At 72.3% G+C, this 20,053-nt stretch carries 20 protein-coding genes; 12 read left to right on the top strand and 8 right to left on the bottom strand.

What is annotated here, in order from left to right; all coding sequences use genetic code 11:
* Positions 1-140 precede the first annotated feature (140 nt).
* The 6 genes from AC068B_RS22430 (at position 141) to AC068B_RS22455 (ending at position 6,697) form a co-directional block, all read left to right on the top strand.
* Positions 141-1,700 carry a sigma factor gene (locus tag AC068B_RS22430; protein ID WP_478673439.1) on the top strand — a complete coding sequence of 520 codons (1,560 nt, stop codon included), beginning with the start codon at positions 141-143 and terminating at the stop codon, positions 1,698-1,700.
* 70 nt (positions 1,701-1,770) lie between these two features.
* Positions 1,771-2,766, top strand: coding sequence for a GNAT family N-acetyltransferase (locus AC068B_RS22435; RefSeq protein WP_478673440.1), 996 nt, complete (start codon positions 1,771-1,773; stop codon positions 2,764-2,766).
* A gap of 51 nt (positions 2,767-2,817) precedes the next feature.
* Positions 2,818-4,362, top strand: coding sequence for an ATP-dependent DNA ligase (locus tag AC068B_RS22440; protein WP_478673441.1), 1,545 nt, complete (start codon positions 2,818-2,820; stop codon positions 4,360-4,362).
* 30 nt (positions 4,363-4,392) lie between these two features.
* On the top strand, positions 4,393-4,779 hold the full coding sequence (locus AC068B_RS22445; RefSeq protein WP_478673442.1) for a hypothetical protein: 387 nt from the start codon (positions 4,393-4,395) through the stop codon (positions 4,777-4,779).
* Between the two features lie 138 nt (positions 4,780-4,917).
* Positions 4,918-5,403 carry a cation:proton antiporter regulatory subunit gene (locus tag AC068B_RS22450; RefSeq protein WP_055569017.1) on the top strand — a complete coding sequence of 162 codons (486 nt, stop codon included), beginning with the start codon at positions 4,918-4,920 and terminating at the stop codon, positions 5,401-5,403.
* A gap of 4 nt (positions 5,404-5,407) precedes the next feature.
* Positions 5,408-6,697 (top strand): cation:proton antiporter, encoded by a 1,290-nt coding sequence (locus tag AC068B_RS22455; protein ID WP_478673443.1) that lies wholly within the window; start codon positions 5,408-5,410, stop codon positions 6,695-6,697.
* Between the two features lie 108 nt (positions 6,698-6,805).
* On the opposite strand, the gene AC068B_RS22460 is transcribed toward AC068B_RS22455, so the two are convergent.
* On the bottom strand, positions 6,806-7,654 hold the full coding sequence (locus tag AC068B_RS22460) for an alpha/beta fold hydrolase (RefSeq protein ID WP_478673444.1): 849 nt from the start codon (positions 7,652-7,654) through the stop codon (positions 6,806-6,808).
* 255 nt (positions 7,655-7,909) lie between these two features.
* On the opposite strand from AC068B_RS22460, the gene AC068B_RS22465 reads away from it, so the two are divergent.
* The 4 genes from AC068B_RS22465 (at position 7,910) to AC068B_RS22480 (ending at position 12,602) form a co-directional block, all read left to right on the top strand.
* Positions 7,910-8,641 carry a hypothetical protein gene (locus AC068B_RS22465; RefSeq protein WP_478673445.1) on the top strand — a complete coding sequence of 244 codons (732 nt, stop codon included), beginning with the start codon at positions 7,910-7,912 and terminating at the stop codon, positions 8,639-8,641.
* Positions 8,642-8,757: 116 nt separating this feature from the next.
* Positions 8,758-9,351 carry a sigma-70 family RNA polymerase sigma factor gene (locus AC068B_RS22470; protein WP_356255512.1) on the top strand — a complete coding sequence of 198 codons (594 nt, stop codon included), beginning with the start codon at positions 8,758-8,760 and terminating at the stop codon, positions 9,349-9,351.
* Between the two features lie 146 nt (positions 9,352-9,497).
* Positions 9,498-11,030 carry an MFS transporter gene (locus AC068B_RS22475; protein WP_478673446.1) on the top strand — a complete coding sequence of 511 codons (1,533 nt, stop codon included), beginning with the start codon at positions 9,498-9,500 and terminating at the stop codon, positions 11,028-11,030.
* Between the two features lie 12 nt (positions 11,031-11,042).
* A complete protein-coding gene (locus AC068B_RS22480) occupies positions 11,043-12,602 on the top strand; it encodes an MFS transporter (protein ID WP_478673447.1) in 1,560 nt (519 codons plus the stop codon).
* A 35-nt stretch (positions 12,603-12,637) separates the two neighbouring features.
* On the opposite strand, the gene AC068B_RS22485 is transcribed toward AC068B_RS22480, so the two are convergent.
* Positions 12,638-13,111 (bottom strand): GNAT family N-acetyltransferase, encoded by a 474-nt coding sequence (locus tag AC068B_RS22485; protein ID WP_478673448.1) that lies wholly within the window; start codon positions 13,109-13,111, stop codon positions 12,638-12,640.
* A gap of 262 nt (positions 13,112-13,373) precedes the next feature.
* Here AC068B_RS22485 and hemC point away from each other — a divergent pair, with 262 nt between their 5' ends.
* Together hemC and AC068B_RS22495 are read left to right on the top strand one after the other, a co-directional pair.
* Complete coding sequence (gene hemC / locus AC068B_RS22490) at positions 13,374-14,309, top strand: hydroxymethylbilane synthase (protein ID WP_478673449.1); 936 nt, start codon at positions 13,374-13,376, stop codon at positions 14,307-14,309.
* Between the two features lie 157 nt (positions 14,310-14,466).
* Positions 14,467-15,015, top strand: a complete 549-nt coding sequence (locus AC068B_RS22495; protein WP_468568274.1) for a hypothetical protein — start codon at positions 14,467-14,469, stop codon at positions 15,013-15,015.
* A gap of 1 nt (position 15,016) precedes the next feature.
* On the opposite strand, the gene ligD is transcribed toward AC068B_RS22495, so the two are convergent.
* The 6 genes from ligD to AC068B_RS22525 all read right to left on the bottom strand — a co-directional run bounded on the left by ligD (position 15,017) and on the right by AC068B_RS22525 (position 20,048).
* On the bottom strand, positions 15,017-15,970 hold the full coding sequence (ligD, locus tag AC068B_RS22500; RefSeq protein WP_478673450.1) for a non-homologous end-joining DNA ligase: 954 nt from the start codon (positions 15,968-15,970) through the stop codon (positions 15,017-15,019).
* A 5-nt stretch (positions 15,971-15,975) separates the two neighbouring features.
* Positions 15,976-16,989: a serine hydrolase domain-containing protein gene (locus tag AC068B_RS22505; protein ID WP_478673451.1), complete on the bottom strand. Its 1,014-nt coding sequence runs from the start codon at positions 16,987-16,989 to the stop codon at positions 15,976-15,978.
* Between the two features lie 149 nt (positions 16,990-17,138).
* Positions 17,139-18,065 (bottom strand): DUF6895 family protein, encoded by a 927-nt coding sequence (locus tag AC068B_RS22510; protein WP_478673452.1) that lies wholly within the window; start codon positions 18,063-18,065, stop codon positions 17,139-17,141.
* Positions 18,062-18,865, bottom strand: coding sequence for a hypothetical protein (locus AC068B_RS22515; protein WP_478673453.1), 804 nt, complete (start codon positions 18,863-18,865; stop codon positions 18,062-18,064). The genes AC068B_RS22510 and AC068B_RS22515 overlap by 4 nt, the downstream gene beginning before the upstream one ends.
* Positions 18,862-19,044, bottom strand: coding sequence for a hypothetical protein (locus tag AC068B_RS22520; protein WP_055565568.1), 183 nt, complete (start codon positions 19,042-19,044; stop codon positions 18,862-18,864). Before AC068B_RS22520 ends, AC068B_RS22515 begins: the two co-directional genes overlap by 4 nt.
* A 131-nt stretch (positions 19,045-19,175) precedes the next feature.
* Complete coding sequence (locus AC068B_RS22525; RefSeq protein ID WP_478673454.1) at positions 19,176-20,048, bottom strand: LysR family transcriptional regulator; 873 nt, start codon at positions 20,046-20,048, stop codon at positions 19,176-19,178.
* Positions 20,049-20,053: the final 5 nt, after the last annotated feature.

The following is a 20,053-nucleotide window of genomic DNA, read 5'->3' on the forward strand; positions in this document are numbered from 1 at the left end:
GGGTTATTACGCCAACATGTCGAGATATCCATGTGACCTACGCCACTCACCTTTCCTTACTCGGACATTTGTGACCTAGAGTTTCGAATTCGTCCGAACCCACCGCAGTGGGAACAGTGGGAACGGGAGAGTGTCCTGCCATGACCGACGTCCCTGCCGACGTCCCCTCCGGCATAACCGCCGGTCCGTCCGCCCGGGTGCCCACCACAGGCGAATACACGCGTGTCTTCGAGGAACAGCAGCCACGCCTGTTGGCCTACGCGCGCTCGCTCACCGGCAATGCCTGGCTCGCCGACGACCTCGTCGCGGAGGCGCACTTCCGGGTGTGGCGGCGCCTGTCCGCCGGGCACGAGATCGAGAACGTACCCGCGTACCTGACGACGACCGTGCGGCACCTGGCGGCGGCGGTCGGCCGGGGCGCCGGGAGCCGGGAGACCCCGCACGACCCGCAGGCCCCCGAGACCCTCCGGCTCACGGGCGCGGCGGACTCCCCCTTCGGCGGGAGCGGCGCGGAACCGGATCCTGCCGCGCGCGTCTCCTCCGTCGATCTGCTGACACGCGTCCTCGGGCAGCTGCCCGAGCGGTGGGTGAAGGCGCTCTGGCTGGCCGAGGCCGAGGGCCAGCCCCTGGAAGCGATCGGCCGACGCATCGGCGCAGGACGCGGCGCGACGGCCGTGCTGCTGCACCGGGCCCGCGAAGGCATGCGCCAGGCCTTCCTGCGCGCGCACCCCGGAACCCCCGAGAACCCCTCCTGCGAGACGCACTGGGACCGCATGCCCGGCCATGTCCGGGGCGAGGCCTCGCCCCGGCAGTCCGAACGGCTCCTGTCCCACCTCGCCGGGTGCGCGGACTGCCGCGCCCGGCTCACCCTGCTGAGCCGCGCCAACGACCGGCTCCCGGCACTCACGGGTCCCGCTCTGCTGATCTTCGTGCTCGGCGGTGCGGGCAAGTTCCTGGTTCCGCTGGCCGCGGGATCCGCCGCGGGGACGGCGGCCGCCACCGGATCAGCGAGCCACGGCGGCGGGCCCCTGCACGGGCTGCGGCACGTCCTGACCGGCGGCGGCAAGGTGTCCGTCGCGGCGGCCGGGGCGATCGGAGCGACCGTGGCGGGGGCCGCGGTGGCGGCCACACTCGTCCTCGGCGGAACGGAGCGGCCGACCGTGCCGGAGCAGCGGGCCGCGACGGCGGAGAGCGGCTTGCCGCAGCCACCCGCACCGCCGTGGCAGGCGGCACCGGACGCCGGGGGCAAGGAGGACTCGGGCCCCGCGGGGGACGCGGGCCACGAGGATGGTGCGGGCCACGAGGAGTCCTCGGGCAACCGTGGGGGCGGACATGACGCGCCCCCGCCTCCCCGCACTCCCTCCGCACAGCCTCAAGCTCCGCAACAGCCCCGAACCCCCGACCGACCCGCACCCGAGCAGCCCGCACCGGACACCGCCACGGCCCCCGCCTCGGAGAATCCGCCCACTCCCCCGGCGCCCTCGCCCCCCACACCGACGGAGCCACCCCCGCCGACTCCCACCCCCACCCCGACCCCAACCCCAACACAAACCGAGCCCACCCCCGTGGATCCGACACCCGTCGACCCGACCCCGGTCGAGCCCACCCCCGTCGAGCCCACCCCCACGGACCCCCCGTCCCCCGAGCCGACCGTCTGCGAACCCTGGATCGGCCCGATCCACATCTGCCACAGCCCTTGACCCGCCGCACCCCCCCCCGACCCGGAAAAGCCCTTGATCCGGCGCAGGCCATGGGCGCAACGATGGGGCCATGCGCCTACGTCCCGTCATCGCCCCGGACCTCGACCGGTTCCTCCCCCTCCTCATCGCCGACCCCGTCTGCGACCTGACGCCCGACACCTACAGATCCCGGCTCGCGGACGGGCAGTACCGGCACGAGTGGACATGGATCGCCGAGGACTCCGCAGACGGAGTGCCGCTCGCGGTCGCCGTCTGGTGGGGCGGCCCGGACGCGTCCGGGCCCGGCGCGCTCGACGCGGTGTTCGTCCATGCCTCGGCCGGTGCCGACGAGCGTCGCGCCGACATCGCCGCCGCGCTGCTCACCGCGGCGCACGGGCAGTACGCACAGCAGGGCGTGCCCGCTCCACCGGCGTTTCACATTTTCGTGCCCGTCGACTGGCGTGACCGTCCCACGACGGTCGAGGCCCTGGACTGGCGCCGGGAAGCAGCCCGTCGGGCAGGCCTGCCCGTGGAGGTGGAGCGGCTGCGTTACGAGTGGACTCCGCCGGACGGTCTCCCCGCGGCACCGACATCGGCGTTGGCAACGGCGTCGGCATCGGCATCGTCGCGTCTGGAGTTTCACGCCGAGCCCGACGACGAGGTGTTCGTCGGACTGTTCCGCGGAGTTCTGGCGGACACGCTGGACGCGGCGTCACAGCAGGAGGCCGACCGGATCGGGGCCGAGGCGCAGGCGCGCGGGGACGTCGCCTTCTACCGCGACGAGATGCCCGGGAAGCGGTCGTGGTGGCGGATCGCCCGGACTCCGGACGGCGAAGCGGTCGGCTTTGTCATCCCGTCCCGCAACCAGACCGCACCCGTGATCGGCTACCTCGGCGTGCTGCCGGTGCACCGCGGGCGCGGCTATGCGGACGATCTCCTGGCCGAGGCCACACGGCTCCTCGTCGCCGAGACGGACGCACGCCTCATCCGCGCCGACACCGACCTGACGAACACGCCGATGGCCGCGGCCTTCGAACGTGCGGGCTACCGCAACAGCGGCCGTCGGCTCGTCCTCTCCGCGCCCTGACCACGCCGGTCCGGCCATGCGCCGCGCCCGGCCCCGATGCAGGATGGCCTCATGCTGCTTGCCCGGCTCGCGCACGTGTCCAAGGAAGTGGCCGCCACGTCGGCGCGGTCCCGGAAGATCGGTCTGCTCGCCGAGTTGTTCCGGGCCGCGGAGCCGGAGGACGTACCGATCGCCATCCCCTATCTGTCGGGGCGGCTGCCCCAGGGGCGGCTCGGGATCGGCTGGAGCACGCTCAAGCATGCGGTGCCGCCCGCCGCGGAGCCGACGCTCACCGTGCGCGATGTGGATGCGGCGCTCACCGCGATCGGGTCGGTGTCCGGTGCCGGGTCGCAGGCCGAACGCAAGCGTCTCGTCGGGGAGTTGATGGGTGCGGCGACCGCCGACGAACAGGGGTTCCTGATCGGGCTGCTGACCGGCGAGGTCCGGCAGGGCGCTCTGGACGCGGTGGCGGTGGAAGGACTTGCGCTGGCCACGGAGACTCCGGCGGACGCCGTGCGGCGTTCGGTGATGCTCGCCGGGTCCGTGAGTCCGGTCGCCCAGGCCCTGCTGGCGGACGGCGCGGCGGCCCTGGACGAGTTCCGGCTGACCGTGGGACAGCCGATTCTGCCGATGCTCGCGCACAGCGCCGCCTCCGTCGCGGAGGGCATCGACAAGCTGGGGGCGTGCGCGGTCGAGGAGAAGCTGGACGGCATCCGCGTGCAGGTACACCGCGACGGGGACGACGTACGCGTCTACACCCGCACCCTGGACGACATCACCGACCGGCTGCCCGAGCTGACCGCCGCGGCGCTCGGCCTGGAGGGCACGCACTTCATCCTGGACGGCGAGGTCATCGCGCTGGGCGCGGACGGGCGGCCCCGGCCGTTCCAGGAGATCGCGGGGCGCGTCGGCTCCCGCGTCGACGTGTCGGCGGCGGCCGCCGGACTGCCGCTGTCCCCCGTCTTCTTCGACGCCCTGTCCGTGTCCGGGCGGGACCTGCTCGACCTGCCGTTCGCCGAGCGCCACGCGGAACTTGCGGCGCTGGTGCCCGAGCCGATGCGGGTGCGGCGCGCGCTCGTGGCCGACCCGGAGGACGAGCGGCTGCGCGGCGAGGCCCAGGAGTTCTTCGAGGCGACGCTGGGGCGCGGCCACGAAGGAGTCGTACTCAAGGGGCTCGATGCCTCCTACAGCGCGGGCCGCCGGGGCGCCTCCTGGCTGAAGGTCAAACCCGTGCACACGCTGGACCTGGTGGTGCTGGCCGCCGAATGGGGGCACGGCCGCCGCACCGGCAAGCTGTCCAACCTGCACCTCGGCGCGCGTCGGCCCGACGGCACGTTCGCCATGCTGGGCAAGACCTTCAAGGGAATGACGGACGCCATGCTCGCCTGGCAGACCGAGCGGCTGCAGGAGCTGGCGGTCGAGGAGAGCGGCTACGTCGTGACGGTGCGCCCCGAGCTCGTCGTGGAGATCGCCTACGACGGGCTGCAGAAGTCCACGCGCTATCCGGCGGGCGTCACGCTCCGGTTCGCCAGGGTCGTGCGTTACCGCGAGGACAAGTCTCCCGAAGAGGCAGACTCGGTCGAGACGGTGCTGCGGAACGGTCCCGGCGCGGCGTAACTCATGATCTTGTGGCGCGTTGATTCACGCATGCACGAGATCACCAAGAAGTTCGCCGCAGGGATCGCCACCATCGCAGCCGCGCTCGGCTGCCTGATCGCCACCGGGCCCGCGGCGGTCGCCGACGGCAAGTGGTGCAACCACTCCGTCTGCATCGAGACGTACGACTCCGGCACCTATCTGGGCCGGGTCGAGGTCTCGGTCGTCAACACCAACCAGCCGAACCGCATCAGCGCCCGGGTGTGGACCACGAACGGCTGGAGCGCCAACACCAAGGTGAAGGACGTCGCCCAGTTCAGGACCTACCGGGACCAGGCGTACCCCCAGCGGCACTTCCCCGCGGGCACCCGGCTCTGCGCGGAGGGCTTCCGCGGCGGGGCGAGCGTGGGTCTCCCCTGCGTGACCCTCACCGACTGATCTCGGCCACTGTCCCTTGGCGGCCCCACCGGGGTCTCCGGTGGGGCCGCTCGACGTCCAGGGTGGATTTTGCCAATCCTTGGCCCCGATAGGGTGACGGGCCGGGGGAGATCCATCCAACACGCAAGGGGAGAAGCTGTGCCCGCCTCACGACTCAGCCGTACGCCGCTTCCAGGCATCGGCATCCGGTACGACCTCACGACCCGAGAACAGCAACGTCTGTCGGTCGTCGCGCACCGGGACGGAGCACGGACGCTCAGCGCCTACCGGTCCGACGACCCGGACGAGTGCGCGCTGTCGACGCGACTGAGTTCGGGCGAGGCCGACGCGCTCATCGACGCCCTGATGCCCTCGCACCACAGCCCGACCCTCCTGCACACCACCGACCTGGGCCTGGTCGCCGAGCGCGTGCTGCTTTCGGCCACCTCGCACTGGAACGGGCGGCTCCTCGGCGAGACCCGGATGCGGACCGAGACCGGTGTGTCGATCGTGGCCGTGCTGCGCAGGGCCGATGCCATTCCGTCGCCCGCGCCCGACTTCCGGCTGGCCGGCGGGGACACCCTCATCGTCATCGGCACGCGCGAGGGCGTCGAGACCGCCGCGACGATACTCGGGCGGGAGTGATCGCATGCATTCCGCTGTCTTTCTGATCGAATTCGGTGCGATCATCCTCGCCCTCGGCCTGCTCGGCAGGTTCGCGGGACGCTTCCAGTTCTCGCCGATCCCGCTGTACCTGCTGGCCGGGCTCGCGTTCGGCGAGGGCGGACTGCTGCCGCTGGGCGCCAGCGAGGAGTTCGTCGCCATCGGCGCCGAGATCGGCGTCATCCTGCTGCTGCTGATGCTCGGGCTCGAGTACACGGCCAACGACCTGGTCAGCAACCTCAAGACGCAGTACCCGGCCGGTCTGGTCGACTGCACCCTGAACGCCCTGCCCGGCGCCATCGCCGCGCTGCTCATGGGCTGGGGCCCGGTCGCCGCCGTCGTACTCGCCGGTGTCACCTGGATCTCGTCGTCCGGCGTCATCGCCAAGGTCCTCGGCGACCTCGGCAGGCTCGGCAACCGCGAGACCCCGGTCATCCTCAGCGTCCTGGTCCTCGAAGACCTGGCGATGGCCGTCTATCTGCCCATCATCACCGCCCTGTTGGCGGGGGTCGGCCTGGCGGCGGGCAGCCTCACGCTCGCCATCGCGCTCGGCGCCGCGGGGATCGTCCTCTTCATCGCGGTGCGCTACGGGCGGCTCATCTCGCGGTTCGTCTCCAGCGACGACCCGGAGAAGCTGCTTCTGGTGGTGCTTGGTCTGACCATCCTCGTCGCGGGTATCGCACAGCAGCTCCAGGTGTCCGCGGCCGTCGGCGCGTTCCTGGTCGGCATAGCGCTGTCCGGTGAGGTCGCCGAGGGCGCGCACTCGCTGCTCGCCCCGCTGCGGGACCTCTTCGCGGCCGTCTTCTTCGTCTTCTTCGGGCTGCACACCGACCCGTCGAGCATTCCGCCGGTGCTGCTGCCCGCGCTCGCGCTCGCCGTCGTGACCGCCCTGACGAAGATCGCGACCGGCTACTGGGCGGCCCGCCGTGCGGGCATCTCGGTCAAGGGCCGGTGGCGTGCGGGCGGCGCGCTGGTGGCGCGCGGCGAGTTCTCCATCGTCATCGCGGGACTCGCGGTCGCGGCGGGCATCGAACCGTCGCTCGGCCCGCTGGCCACGGCGTACGTCCTGATCCTCGTGATCGTCGGCCCGCTGACCGCCCGTTACACGCAGCCCATCGCGGGTTACGTGGGCGGGGTACTGGCGCGTCGCCGCAACGCCGCTCCCGTCGCAGACACCGGCACGACGGGCGAGGCGGCCGTCGAAGCGCCGCAGGTGCCCGGCCCCCGGGACACGGTCGAGGCCCTGGACGGGCAGGACGCGACGGACCGGTCCTAGGACGGGCCGAGGCCACAGCAACAGCCACGACCACGGCCATCGCACCGGACGGCACGCGGGACATCACCCCCCGCGGGCCGTCCGGGCCGCCGTCGGAGTGGCGGCTGATTAGCCGATGCATCTGGGCCGGAAGGCCGCGTCGGCGGGCCCCTCACGGTCCAGCGCGTTCAGAACCCATTGAGCGACGACGGGATCCTTCGTCGCCTGGTCGTGCATGAACAGGTCCAAGGGACAGCGGTCTTGCAGGACGACGTTGGCGACGTACTGCTTGGGGCCGTTCAACAGGGCGCTGGTGTACGGGATCACGACCTCGTCGTGCCGCGTGGTGACAACCGTGTAGTCGGGCCCGGCCGGTGTCTCGGTGCCCTCGTTGAGCTTCGTGAGCAGCTCGGATCCTGTCATCTGGTCGATGCAGGCGGGGCAGGCGATGTCGCCGAGCGGCTTGGCCAGGGGGTTCGCCGTGCCGTGGTTGGACGGCACGATGCCGACCAGGTCGTCGACCTTGTCCGCGCCGCCGAGGAACTTCACGTAGTAGCGGGGCATCATGCCGCCCTGACTGTGCCCGACAAGGTCGACCTTCGCCGCCCCCGTGGCGGCGCGCACGGCCTCGACGAAGTCCCGGAGCTCCGCGGCCGACCGCGGGACCGAGGCAGTGGCCATCTTTCCGTAGTTGAACGCGAAGACGCAGTAGCCCGCCCTCTTCAGCTTCGGCGAGAGCGCGGCCCAGTTCTCCGCCATGAGTTTGAACGTGCCGTTGACCAGGACGACCGGCTGCGGATGCGCCGGGTCCGGCTTGCAGGACCAGTCGTTGGCGCCGCGGGGCGGGATGTCCAGGACCGAAGTCGGCGCGGAGGCTGCGGAGGCTTGAGCCGGAGCGGCCGGGCCCACGCAGGAGAGGCCAAGGGCGAGGGTGGCCGCGGCGGTCAGCAGGGACCGTACGGCGTGACGCAGGGGCATCGGCATTCCCAACGTGAAGTGACGTGTGGTGGCGTGTGGAGACGTGCGTGGCGCATCGGCGAACGCAGTTCGACAATGTCGACCGTTGGTCGAGATCATTTTCGGTGCGCACACGCCACGTCAAGAGAATTACTGACCAGTACGGATCCTTCGTGCGCGGAAGGCGTCCTTCCGAACACCGTCGCCATACGGGCAGTTCGGGCATTCGTGGACTCGCCTCCCACAAGACCGCTCCGGCCTGGCACGATGCTCTCCATGACCTCAGGTCCCGCGTTCCGCCTCGCACGAGCCGCGATGTTCGCGGCCGTGTGCGTGGTGGCGACGGGCCTCGGTCACGCGGTCATGTCCGGTGCCGCGCTGCCCTGGTGGGCACTGGGGTACGCGTTCGCCGCCACGGTCGCCGCCGCGTGGTGGCTGACGGGGCGCGAGCGCGGGGCGGCCGCCGTCATCGGCGCCACGGTCGCGGCGCAGCTCTGTCTGCACGAACTGTTCGACCTGGCGCAGCGGATGGCCGGGCCGACGGCCGGGGGCGGGGCGGCGGGCGCGGCCCGGGGCTACCCCGACGACGGCATGAACCACCTGAACCACCCGATGCCGATGACCGCTCCGCCGTCCGGTGCCGGTTCGTCCGCCGGTTCGTCCGCCGCTTCGATGCATGCCGCCGCCATGCCGGACGAGGGCATGTCCCACTGGATCATGTCCGTCTTCGGGCACAGCGGCTTCGGCATGTTCCTCGCCCACGTCGTCGCCGCGCTGATCTGTGCCCTGTGGCTGTGGCGCGGCGAGGCCGCCGTCTTCCGTACCGGACGCGCGCTGGCCGCGGCCGTCTTCGTGCCGCTGCGGTGCGTTCTCGCGGCCGTCGTCGCGGCCCTGCCGCCGACACCGCCCCACGTCGCCGCGCTCGTGCCCGTGCCGCGGCTGCGCGGGGCCCTTCTCCAGCACGTCGTATCGCGCAGAGGTCCACCGGTCCTTCCGGTCAGTTCCTGACACCGCCCGCACCCCTCGGTGCCGGGCGGATCTTCGGCGTCCGCCCGCAGGGAGCCCCTTCCCCGTCGTGCGCCCGCGCCGCTTCCTGAACTCCCTTCACCGAAGGACCTTTTGCGATGACTCCTGCCCTTTTGCGATCCCGGACGGGCGTGGACCCGACCCGCGACGAACTGACCACCCAGTGGGCGCTTGCGGCCCGCGACGGCGACGCCCAGGCGTTCGAACAGTTCGTCCGGGCCACTCGTCTCGACGTCTGGCGCTTCACCGCCCATCTCAGCGGTGACCTGCACGGCGCCGACGACCTGACCCAGGAGACGTACCTCCGAGCCCTGACGGCACTGCCGGGCTTCGCCGCACGGTCCAGCGCGCGCACCTGGCTGCTCGCCATCGCGCGCCGGGTGGTCGCGGACCGCTTCCGCTCGGCGGCGGCCCGGCCCCGGATCGCCGACACGGGCGACTGGCAGGCGGCCGCCGAGCGCGCCCAGCCGCACGGTCTCCCGGGGTTCGAGGAGGGCGTGGCCCTGCTCGACCTCCTGGAGACGCTCGACGCGCCGCGCCGTGAGGCGTTCGTCCTGACCCAGCTCGCCGGGCTGCCGTACGCGGACGCGGCGGCCGCCGTCGGCTGTCCGATCGGCACGGTGCGTTCGCGCGTGGCGCGGGCCCGGGAGCGGGTGAGCGAACTGCTGGTCGCGGCGGACCACGCCGCCTAGCGGTCCCGCACCATGCCAGGGGCCTCCTCGCGGGAGGCCCCTGGCGCGGTGCGCGAAGGGCCCGGGTCGCAGCGCGCACAAGTCCCCGGTCGCGGCCCCCGAGCAGGCCGTTTAGCGTGGTGCGGGGGTGTCTGGAGGCCATCGCCATGGACCGTGAAGCCGTGCCCGCGCCGGAGCCCGCCCCGGTGTCCGATCCCGTACGCGACACAGGAGCGTCCGTGCCCCACACGGGAGGCGGGCGGCACGAACATCGCTGGCTGATCCTCGGGGTGGTCGGCATCGCCCAGCTCATGGTGGTGCTCGACGCGACGATCGTGAACATCGCGCTGCCCTCGGCCCAGCAGGATCTGGGCTTCTCCGACGGCAACCGCCAGTGGATCGTCACCGCGTACGCGCTCGCCTTCGGCTCCCTGCTGCTGCTCGGCGGGCGCATCGCCGACCTGGTGGGACGCAAGGTCGTCTTCCTCGCCGGACTCGCCGGTTTCGCGGTGGCGTCCGCGATCGGCGGCGCGGCGACGAGCTTCTCGATGCTGGTCGCGGCCCGTGCGCTGCAGGGCGTCTTCGGCGCGCTGCTCGCGCCCGCGGCCCTGTCGCTGCTCACGACCACGTTCACCGATCCCCGGGAGCGCGCCAAGGCGTTCGGCATCTACGGCGCGATCGCGGGCGCGGGCGGCGCGGTGGGGCTGCTGCTCGGCGGCGTCCTCACCGAGTATCTGGACTGGCGCTGGTGCCTGTACGTGAACCTCGCATTCGCCCTGATCGCCATGGTCGGCGGTGCGCGGCTGCTGCACGCGGGCGCCCCACCGGACCGGCCCAGGCTGGACGTGCCCGGCACACTGCTGGTGTCGGCAGGTCTGTTCTGCATCGTGTACGGCTTCTCCAACGCCGAGACGCATGCCTGGAGTGACGTGTTGACCTGGGGCTTCCTGGTCGTCGGCGCGGTACTCCTGGTGCTGTTCGGGTGGTGGCAGACACGGGCCACGCATCCGCTGCTGCCGCTGCGGGTCGTCCTTGACCGGGACCGCGGGGCCTCGTTCCTCGCGATGTTCATCTCGGGCGCCGGTATGTTCGGCGTGTTCCTGTTCCTCACGTACTACCTACAGCAGATCCTGCAGTACACGCCCGTCAAGACAGGCCTGGCCTTCCTGCCCATGGTGGCGGTGATGGTCGTGGCCTCCGTGGTGACCACCAACAACCTGCTGCCGCGGGTGGGCGCAAAGCCGATCGTGCCGCTGGGCATGGGACTTTCCGCGGCAGGCATGGCCTGGCTCACCGCCCTCGACGTGAGCAGCGGTTACGCCGCGCACGTCCTGCCGCCGCTGCTGGTCGCCGGACTCGGCCTCGGCCTGATCTTCGCCCCGGCGATGAGCATGGCGACGGCCGGTGTCGCGGCCCACGACGCAGGTGTGGCCTCCGCGATGGTCAATACGAGTCAGCAGGTGGGCGGTTCGATCGGCACGGCGCTGCTGAACACGCTCGCCACCACGGCGGCCTCCAACTACCTGGTGGGCAGGCAACCGACGCCCCAGGTCCAGGCACAGGCGGCGATGCAGTCGTACTCGACCGCGTACTGGTGGTCGGCCCTCTTCTTCGCTATCGGCCTTGTCGTTACCGTCGTCCTGTATCGCAGAGGGGCGCCGCACCCGACTGACTCGGACACCGGCGCGGTCCACATGTAGGGCGGTGGCGCAATGGGTTCGAGCCCGGACCCGGGTCGGGAAACGGCTCCGGCTCCCGCTCCCGGCGACGGAGGCGGCGCCGGGAGCGGTGGTGGCGGTGTCGCGCTGGCCTCTGCCCGCGGGCGCTGGGTCCTGCTGTGCGCGGTGCTCGCCTCGGGCATGGCGATGCTCGACGGCACCGTCGTCAACGTGGCCCTGCCGACGCTCGGCAAGGACCTCGACGCGTCCCTCTCGGCCCTGCAGTGGGTCGTCAACGCCTACATGCTCACGCTCTCCGCGCTGCTGCTGCTCGGCGGCGCGCTCGGCGACCGCATCGGGCGGCGGCGCACTCTCGTCATCGGCGTGGTGTGGTTCGCGGCGGCCTCCGCGCTGTGCGGGCTCGCGCAGGACGCCGGGATGCTGATCGCGGCCCGCGCCCTCCAGGGCGTCGGCGGGGCCCTGCTGACGCCCGGTTCGCTGGCGCTCGTCCGCGCCTCGTACCGCCCCGACGACCAGGCCCGCGCGGTGGGCGCGTGGTCGGGGCTCGGCGGGGTGGCCGGGGCGGTCGGCCCGTTCCTGGGCGGCTGGCTCATCGACGGGCCCGGCTGGCGGTGGATCTTCCTGATCAATGTGCCGCTGGCCGCGCTGGTGCTGTTCGCGGTGCGGCACGTGCCGGAGAGCCGTGACGAGTCGGCGGCCCAGCAGCCGTTCGACGTGCCGGGCGCGTGCCTTGCCGCGCTGTTCCTGGCGGGCGTCAGCTTCTCGCTGATCGGCGCGTCCGGGGACACGTCGGCGGGCGGCGTGATCCTGCCGGGGGTGCTGGGTCTCGTGGCGGGCGCCGCCTTCGTCCTGGTCGAACACCGCAGGCGCAACCCGATGCTGCCCCTCGAACTGTTCCGCTCCCGCCTGTTCACCGCGGCCAACGTGATGACGCTCTGCCTGTACGCGGCCATCGGCGGCATCCTGTTCATGCTGCCGGTGCAGTTGCAGACGACCCTCGGGTACGACGCGCTCCAGGCGGGCACGGCGACGCTGCCGATCACCGTCCTGATGCTGCTGCTGTCCGCGTCCGCAGGCGATCTGGCACGGCGCGTCGGCCCGCGGCTGCCGCTCGTCGTGGGGCCGTCGGTCGCGGCCGCCGGGGTGCTGCTGATGCTGCGGGTCAGGCCCGGCGCGGCGTACGTCACCGACGTGCTGCCCGCGGTCGTCGTACTGGGCCTCGGCATGAGTCTGTTCGTGGCGCCGCTCACCGCGACCGTGCTCGCCTCGGTCGACGCGAGCCGTGCGGGTCTTGCCAGCGGGGTCAACAACACGGCGGCGCGCATCGCGCAGTTGCTCGTCGTGGCCGGGCTGCCGCTGGCGGTCGGCCTGTCCGGCACGGCGTACGCGGATCCCGACGCGCTGAACGCCTCCTTCGGCAAGGCGGCGGTGGGCTGCGCGGCGCTGTTCGCCCTCGCGGCGGCCGCCGCCGCGGTGTTCGTCCGGCCGAGCCCGGCGGCCTGGCACGACGAACGCGGCAACGAGCCGCAGTGCAAGACCTGCTGCGGCGTGCAGGCGCCGCCCTTGGAGCCCGGAGGACGGGTCGGCGAGTGACGCGCGGGTGATGGGCGCGTCGCGGGGCGATACGGCTACCGCGGTGTATCGCGTACGAACAACGTCACCGACACGCTCGCTTCGAAGCCGTTGCTCCGCATCAGGGCGGCCGACGCGGTGTTGCGGGACTCCACGTCGGTGACGACGGCGCTCGCGCCCGCCTCCGTGAGCGTCGCGCAGCAGGCCTTCACCAGGCGACTCGCAACGCCCCGCCCCTGGTACTCCGGTGCGCTCGCGATCCACTCCAGGTTGCCCCAGTCGGTGCGCTGGTCGAAGCCCATCGAGCCGAGCACGTAACCGGCTAGGCGGTCCCCGGCCAGCGCGACCCAGCAGGCGGACGCCTCACCGTCCATGTGCCTGGCGATCGCCGAGAGGGACCAGGAGGTGTACGGCTTCACCGTCGTGTCGTAGACGCGCTCGCCCAGCGCGAGGACGTCGGCCAGATGGGTGGCTCTCAACGGTTCGAGGACGATCTCCGTCGGGCGCTCCGGCGCGGCGGGGCTGGACATGGGGCCTCCCAGGGGCCGTGCGGCGCCGCGGCCGCGGCTGCGTGCACCTCACGCTATGAGGCGGGCGGGGCGTGCGCATGCCGGAGAAGTGCGGGTGGGGCGGGGTGAGTGACTACCGAGGTGGCCCCGGGGCGCGCCCCCGGAACACCTCCCTGGACGCGCCAGACAGGCAGGCACCTCGCCAACTCCCCCATGTCTACGTTCTTTTGATCAGTTGGACGTGTGTCCGAGGCACCCCTCCGGAGCCCTTATCGTGGAGCGCATGTCCGTTCCTGAGCTGATCCGCATCGTCTCCCGCTCCTCCCCCATGGCCCTCGCCCAGGTGGAGCGCGTACGCGCCGAACTCGCCGAGCTGCACCCCGGCATCCGTACCGAGGTCGTGCCGGTCACCACCTCGGGGGACCGCTGGATGGGCGATCTGGCGGCGCTCGGCGGCAAGGGGGCGTTCACCAAGGAAGTCGACGCCACGCTGCTCGCCGGCGAGGCGGATCTCGCGGTGCACTGCGTCAAGGACATCCCCGCGGACCGGCCGCTCCCCGCGGGCACCACGTTCGCCGCCTTCCTCAAGCGGGACGACATCAGGGACGCGCTCATCCACCCCGACGGGCTCACCCTCGACGAGCTGCCCGCGGGCACCCGCATCGGCACGTCGTCGGTCCGTCGCGTGGCGCAACTCGCCGCCTCGCACCCAGAGTTGGAGTGTGTGCCGATGCGCGGCAACGCGGGCCGCCGACTGGCGAAGCTCGCGGCCGGTGACGCCGACGCACTGCTGCTCGCCCAGTCCGGGCTCGACCGCATCGGCCGCCCCGAGCTGGCCAGCGAGATCCTGTCGGTGGAGACGATGTGCCCGCCGATCGGCGCGGGCATCCTCGCCCTGCAGTGCCGCGAGGACGACGCCGCGACCATCGACGCCGTGTCGGACCTCGGCGACAGGGACGCCTGGCGGGAGGCGACCGCCGAGCGCATGTTCCTGCACGTGCTGCAGGGGCACTGCAATTCGCCGATCGCCGGGTACGCACGTTCCGAGCGCGGCGGCGACCTCTCGCTGCGCGCCTGCGTGTTCACGCCCGACGGCAAGACGGTGCTCAACGCCCACGAGTGGGCGGGCCCGCTCGACCCCGCGACGCTCGGCACGTCCGTCGCCGTGGCCCTGCTCCGCCAGGGAGCCCGCGACCTGATCGACGGCATCGCCCACTGACGCGACACCGACGGGCCGGGCCCTTGCCTAACACCGAGAACACCGCCTCCCCCTCGACGGCCTCCGGGGCCGGTCATGTGCCGGACCGTCACCCCATTGGCCGACTACTGTACGGGTATGCCTTGTAGCCCTTCGTGGCGACCCGAGGAGGAACCCTGTGTCATCGCCCTGCGATCCCGAGCACGCTCCCGTCGGCGATGTGGGCACGGCGCTCATGATGATCGACTCACGGCTGAAGAGCATCCACAGCGGCAAGACCGAGGTCGACCCCGAACAGCAGGCGATGGTCCGGCAGTTCGCGGCGTCGCTGGGGCCCAAGGGAGCCGATGACCTGCTGAACGGCGCGTGCACGCTCATCTACATGTTCATGTCGTGGCTGCGGCAGGCGCACGAGGACCACGGCAAGGACGTCATCGAGTACGTGGTGCCCACGCTCGTGGCCACGATGCGCATGATGCCCAAGAGCATCCCGTCCGAGGCCATCCCGACCATGGCCGGACTGGTCATCGCCGCGGGCACCGGGCTGAGTCCCAATCTCTGGCGCCAGCAGTACGGGGACTGGACCGAGGCCGAGATGAACCCCCTGGAGGCCACCGCCTTCCTCCTGGCGGAGCACATCAACCGCATCACCGACGACCCCGACTTCGCCACCCGCATGATCGCCGAGAGCTTGGCCGGAGCGGAGGGCGAGGACGTCGAGGACTGAGTCACACCTCCGGCGCCAGGTCCGGACGCAGCCGGTGCCACACCGGGTGGCGCAGGAGACCGGCCCGCGTGCGTGTGGTGTACCGGACCTCGGCGACCAGCCGCGGCAGGACCCACCTGGCCCCGGACACCGCGGGCGCGGGGGTGAAGGGGCAGTCGTCGATGGCGGCGGCGTCGAGGAGGCGGGCGATGTCTGCCCGTTCCCGTTCGTTCCACCCCGTGCCGACACTCCCCCGGTAGGTCAGGACCCCGTCCGCGTACTCACCGACCAGCACCGCGCCCGGCAGTCCGCCGAGCCGCCCCTGCCCGGGCGTCCAGCCGCCGATGACCACATCCGCGGTGTGCACGTTCCTGACCTTGAGCCAGGCCGGGGAGCGCCTGCCGGGCTCGTACACGGAGTCCAGCCGTTTCAGCACGATGCCCTCCAGGCCCTGCGTACGGGCGAGTTCCTGTGCCTGGCGGCAGTGTCCCGTAACCGCTGTCGGCACCGACCAGTCCGGTCCCGCCCCGACGAGCTGTGTCAAGGTGTCGCGGCGCCGGGTGTAGGGCAGTCGGGTCAGGAGCTTGCCGTCCAGGTGGAGCACGTCGAAGAGGATCAGGTGTGCGGGGGTCTGCGCGGCGAGGCGGGCCGCCTTCGCCGGAGAGCCGGACAGCCCCATCCGCGGCTGGAGACGCTCGAAACTGGAGCGGCCCGCCTCGTCGAGCACGACGATCTCCCCGTCCAGCACCGCAGGCACGTCGCCCAAGGCCGCGCCCAGACCACGGAGTTCGGGGTACGCGGCGGTGATGTCCGCGCCCGAGCGCGAGCGGACGACCATGGTGCGGTCACCCGGCAGGTACACCAGCGCACGCTGCCCGTCGTACTTGGTCTCCGTACTCCACAAGTGCTCGCTGTCCGGGGGCGGCAGAGCCCCCGGAGTGGCGAGCATGGGGGCGATGTGCGGCAGGGCGGTCATGCGGGTCAGCCCTCGCCCGGTCGGCGTCGGCTCCGCTCGGGGGGCTGGGCGAGGGCCCACAGCTCCAGGTAGGCCCGCTGGATGAACGTGCCGGTCAGTACGGGGTTCGTGTTGGCCAGGGCGGCCAGTGCCACGTCCGCCTGTGGGCTGAAGCCCGCGAAGGCGGTGAAGCCGCGGGTGCCGCCGGAGTGGTGGTAGAGGTCGCGGTCGGGGCGGGGTCTGATGTTCCAGATCAGGGCGATGCGTCTGCCGGTGCGGGGCAGGGCGATCCGGGGCCGGGTGACATCGGCGAGGGCGGTGCGCAACGTGCCGGGGACGGTGGCGGGCGCCGTGGCCGGGTCGCCGAGGAGGTCGAGGGTCGTCAGCAGGTCGCGTGCCGTGGACCGGCCCGTTCCCGCCGCGGACAGGGAGGACATCCGCCAGGCGGGACGGGGCCTGCGATGCCAGTAGCCGGTGGCCTGCGGCTGGTCCGTGGCGCAGCTGGTGTGCGTGAGGCCCAGCGGGTCGAGGACGCGGTCGGCGAGCAGCGGGGCGAAGTGCTCGCCGCCGACGCCGCTGGCCGCGCGGGTGAGCAGTTCGCCGAGGAGGCCCACGCCGAAGTTGGAGTAGCGCACCCGGGTGCCGGGGGCGGCCTGCGGCCGGGTGCGGGTCAGGGCGCGGCGCAAGGAGGCGGCGGAGTAGGGCTCGTACGGATTGCTGAACCAGACCGGCGCCCCCTTGCGCAGGAATCCGGGCGGCAGTCGGGGCAGTCCCGACGTGTGGGTGGCCAGGTGCAGGAGGGTGATGCGGGAGCCCGGCAGGTGGGGGGCGGCGCCGCGCGGCAGGAAACGGGTGATCGGGTCCTCGTACGCGACCTCGCCGCGCGCCACCATCTCGGCCAGGAGCAGCGCGGTGAACGTCTTGGTGAGAGAGCCGATTTCGAACCGCGTGTCGGGACCGGCGGGCACTCCGCCGTCGAACGCGGTGTCGCCGGTGGTCAGCAGGACGTGTTCGGAGCCGCGCCGCACGGCGAGGGCCACGGTGCTCGCACCGGGAGCGGTGGCGTGCAGGGCGGCGAGGATTCTTCCCGCCCAGGGGGGCGCCGCAGGTTGCGCCGCTGGTTCCGATGCAGGTTCCGCCGCCTCTGTGATCCCCGGCCCGCCCCCGCGTGGGAAACCGCGCGGGCTCATCAACTCGTCGCCCCGCCCAGCGTCCGCGACACCGCGAGCGTCCCCGCGATCGCGGCGACGACAGCGGTGTGCTGGTGGTCGGAGAACCGTCGCGCAGGGTCGTCGGCGACGGGCTCCCCGTCGCGCGGCACCAGGCCGTCCGGGTGCTGGACCGCGGCGAGCCGCTCCCAGTCCGCGGGCTCGCAGTACGGCTCCTTCAGACAGCACCCGACGATCATCAGCTCGGCAACCAGGTCCCACTGCTCGATCTCGGCCCAGATGTCGATCCACACGGGCAGCCACGTGGTCACGTACGCGGTGAGGTCGTCGGGCAGACCGGTGGGCATACCGCCCCAGTCGGTGAGGTGGAAGACCGTATGGGTGACGCAGTAGCCGGTCATCCAGTCGATGAGCCAGGGCTCCGGCATCGCGCCGAGCCAGGTGGCACGCGCCAGTTCCTGCCAGCCGTACGCACGTTCCCCACTGTCCAGGCCGACGATGCGGGCCGCGTTGGCCACCGCGAGCCGTCGATTGGGGAGGAGCTCGGCGCCCCGGACGGAGCGCAGGGCGCTGGTGTGGCCGAGCAACCGGTCCAGGGCCTCGTGCCGCAGACCGCCTCGGGCGAACGGCGAGTACGTCTCCAGCGGGTCAGTCATCATCGTGTACCGCAACAGCCGTTCGTACAGCATGTCGCCTTCGCCGAGCTGCTCCCAGCAGAAGCCCAGGAGCTCACCCGCCATGCGCTGCTCGGCGCTGCCCGCGACCGACTCGCGCAGCACGAGCGAGGCGGCGAGGGCGCTCTCGCCGAGCGGCTTGTAGACGCTGTCGGGGTCGCCGAGGTCGGCGGTGGTGTCGGGGGGCAGCGCGCCGCGCTCGCGGTGTGCGTGGAGCCAGGCCAGGGCCTGCGCGCTCACCTCGTGGGCGGTCCGCGTCACGGGCGCGGTCATACGGTCTCCAGTCCGAGCAGGCGCCGGGCGATGGCGACGTCGAGAGCAAGGCGCGGGCCTCCGCCGCCGTACAGGCCGAGGTGTTCGACGAGGGGCACCGGGTCGAGGGGCAGCTGCACGCCTTCGGAGTGCAGCAGGGCGAGCCAGCGCACGATGCGGGCGGCGGTGGGGAAGTCGCGGCGCAGCACGGCACGGGTGGCGCCTCGGGCGAGGGCCCGTGGAGCGGGGTCGGTGCGGGCCGCGGAGTGCACGGGGCCGTCGAGGCCTGGGAGGGCGAGCGGGGAGAGCTGGCCCATGCGGACGGACCAGCGCTGCCAGTCGGTGTCCGGTGCGGCGGGGAGGGTGCCCGATGCGGCGTGGCCGGTCCGCGTCGACTCCGCGAGGACCGGGGCGCCCGCGGGCTGCGGTGCGAGAACCTCACCCACCTGCGCATCGCCCCCGTCGGCGAACCGGGCGAGCAGGGCCGCGGTGGCCCAGTCGCGCCACGCCACGAGCCAGGGCTCGGCACCGCCCGCAGGCGGTGGGGCGGGGGCGCTCACCGCGGGCGGGAACACCGCGAAGGACTGGGCGACGGCCGTCGCGTCCTGGGGGTGGAAGACCGCGTCGCCGAACAGATAGGGGGCGAAGCCATCGGCCCCGACGAAGCGGATGGCACCCAGCGCCGCCTTGGGATCGTCCGAGCGTTCGACATGCTCGGCGATCATGGCGGTGCCCCCGACGCCACGCAGGGCGTCGAGGGCACGGAGAGCCAGGTCAGCCGCTGACGCGGCGTACGCGCTCTGTGATTGATCGGGGCTCACTTGCCTGTCGGCTCCTTCGGCTCCTTCGGCGAGATGAGCGCCAGCAGCAGAAGGAAGCCTCCCGCTTGCGGCGAGTACGTCGGCGCGTCGCTCAGGATCGCCTCTGGCTCCACCATGGCCGTTCCGAGCGCCGCGGCGTCCGTCGGAGTGACAAGAAGCGGTGTGTGCTGAGCAAGCATCGGTGCCTCCTCATAGATACGTCGTCACCGAGTCCAGTGACGCCCACCCTCGGACCAGTCTAAGGCCAATAGTCCCGTATGTCTGTTTTGAGGTATTTCTAGCTCGCTGAAGGGGTCAACTCGCCCGCACCTCAGGGCAGTTCGTCCAGCAGGGCGAGGAAAGCGGCAGCCGGAGGCGACGGCGTGAAGGGGCTCCAGACCAGTCGCTCCACGCGTACCGGCCCGTTGATGAGCGGCACGCACCGCAGGCCGTGCAGTTCGGCGGCGAACGACGCGGGCAGCAGGGCGACGCCCAGGCCGTGGCGGACCATCCGGGCCATGAGCTCGACGCCGGACACCTCGAAGGCGACCTCGCGCCGTATCCCGGCGGCCGCGAACGCCTCGTCGGACTGAGCGCGTGCGGCGCTGCCGTCCGCGAAGTCCACGAACATCTCGTCGGCGAGACGGTGCAGGTCCACCTCTTTCTCCGCGGCCAGCGGATGACCGGGAGCGACCACGGCGACGTGCCGCCCATGAGCCAGTTCCCGGTCCCGGACGCCCTGCGGCCGGAAACCGGCCTGCACGCCGAGGAACGCCGCGTCCAGCTGCCCCTCGCGCACCTGCTCCACGAGCCGCTCGCTGGACCCGGCCCGCAGACTGATCCGTACCTGTGGGTAGCGCAGCCGGTAGTCCCGCAGCACCGCGGGCAGATCGACGGCCGCCACCGTGGGAATCGACCCCACGGTCAGCTTGCCCCGCACCTCACCGGTCGCCGCGGCGACCTCGGCCCGGGCCCGCTCGGCCGCCTCCAGAGCCTGCCGCGCGGCGGGCAGGAACGCCTCTCCGGCGCTGGTCAGCCACACCTTGCGGCTGGTCCGCTCGAACAGCCGGGCACCCAGCTCCTTCTCCAGCCGGGCCACTTGATGGCTGAGCGCGGACTGGACGACGTGGCACTTCTCGGCCGCGCGGGTGAAGCTCGCGGTCTCCGCCACCGCGAGGACGTACCGCATCTGCTGGAGGTCCATCGATC

It is taken from the genome of Streptomyces sp. NPDC042371 (genome assembly GCF_056437465.1).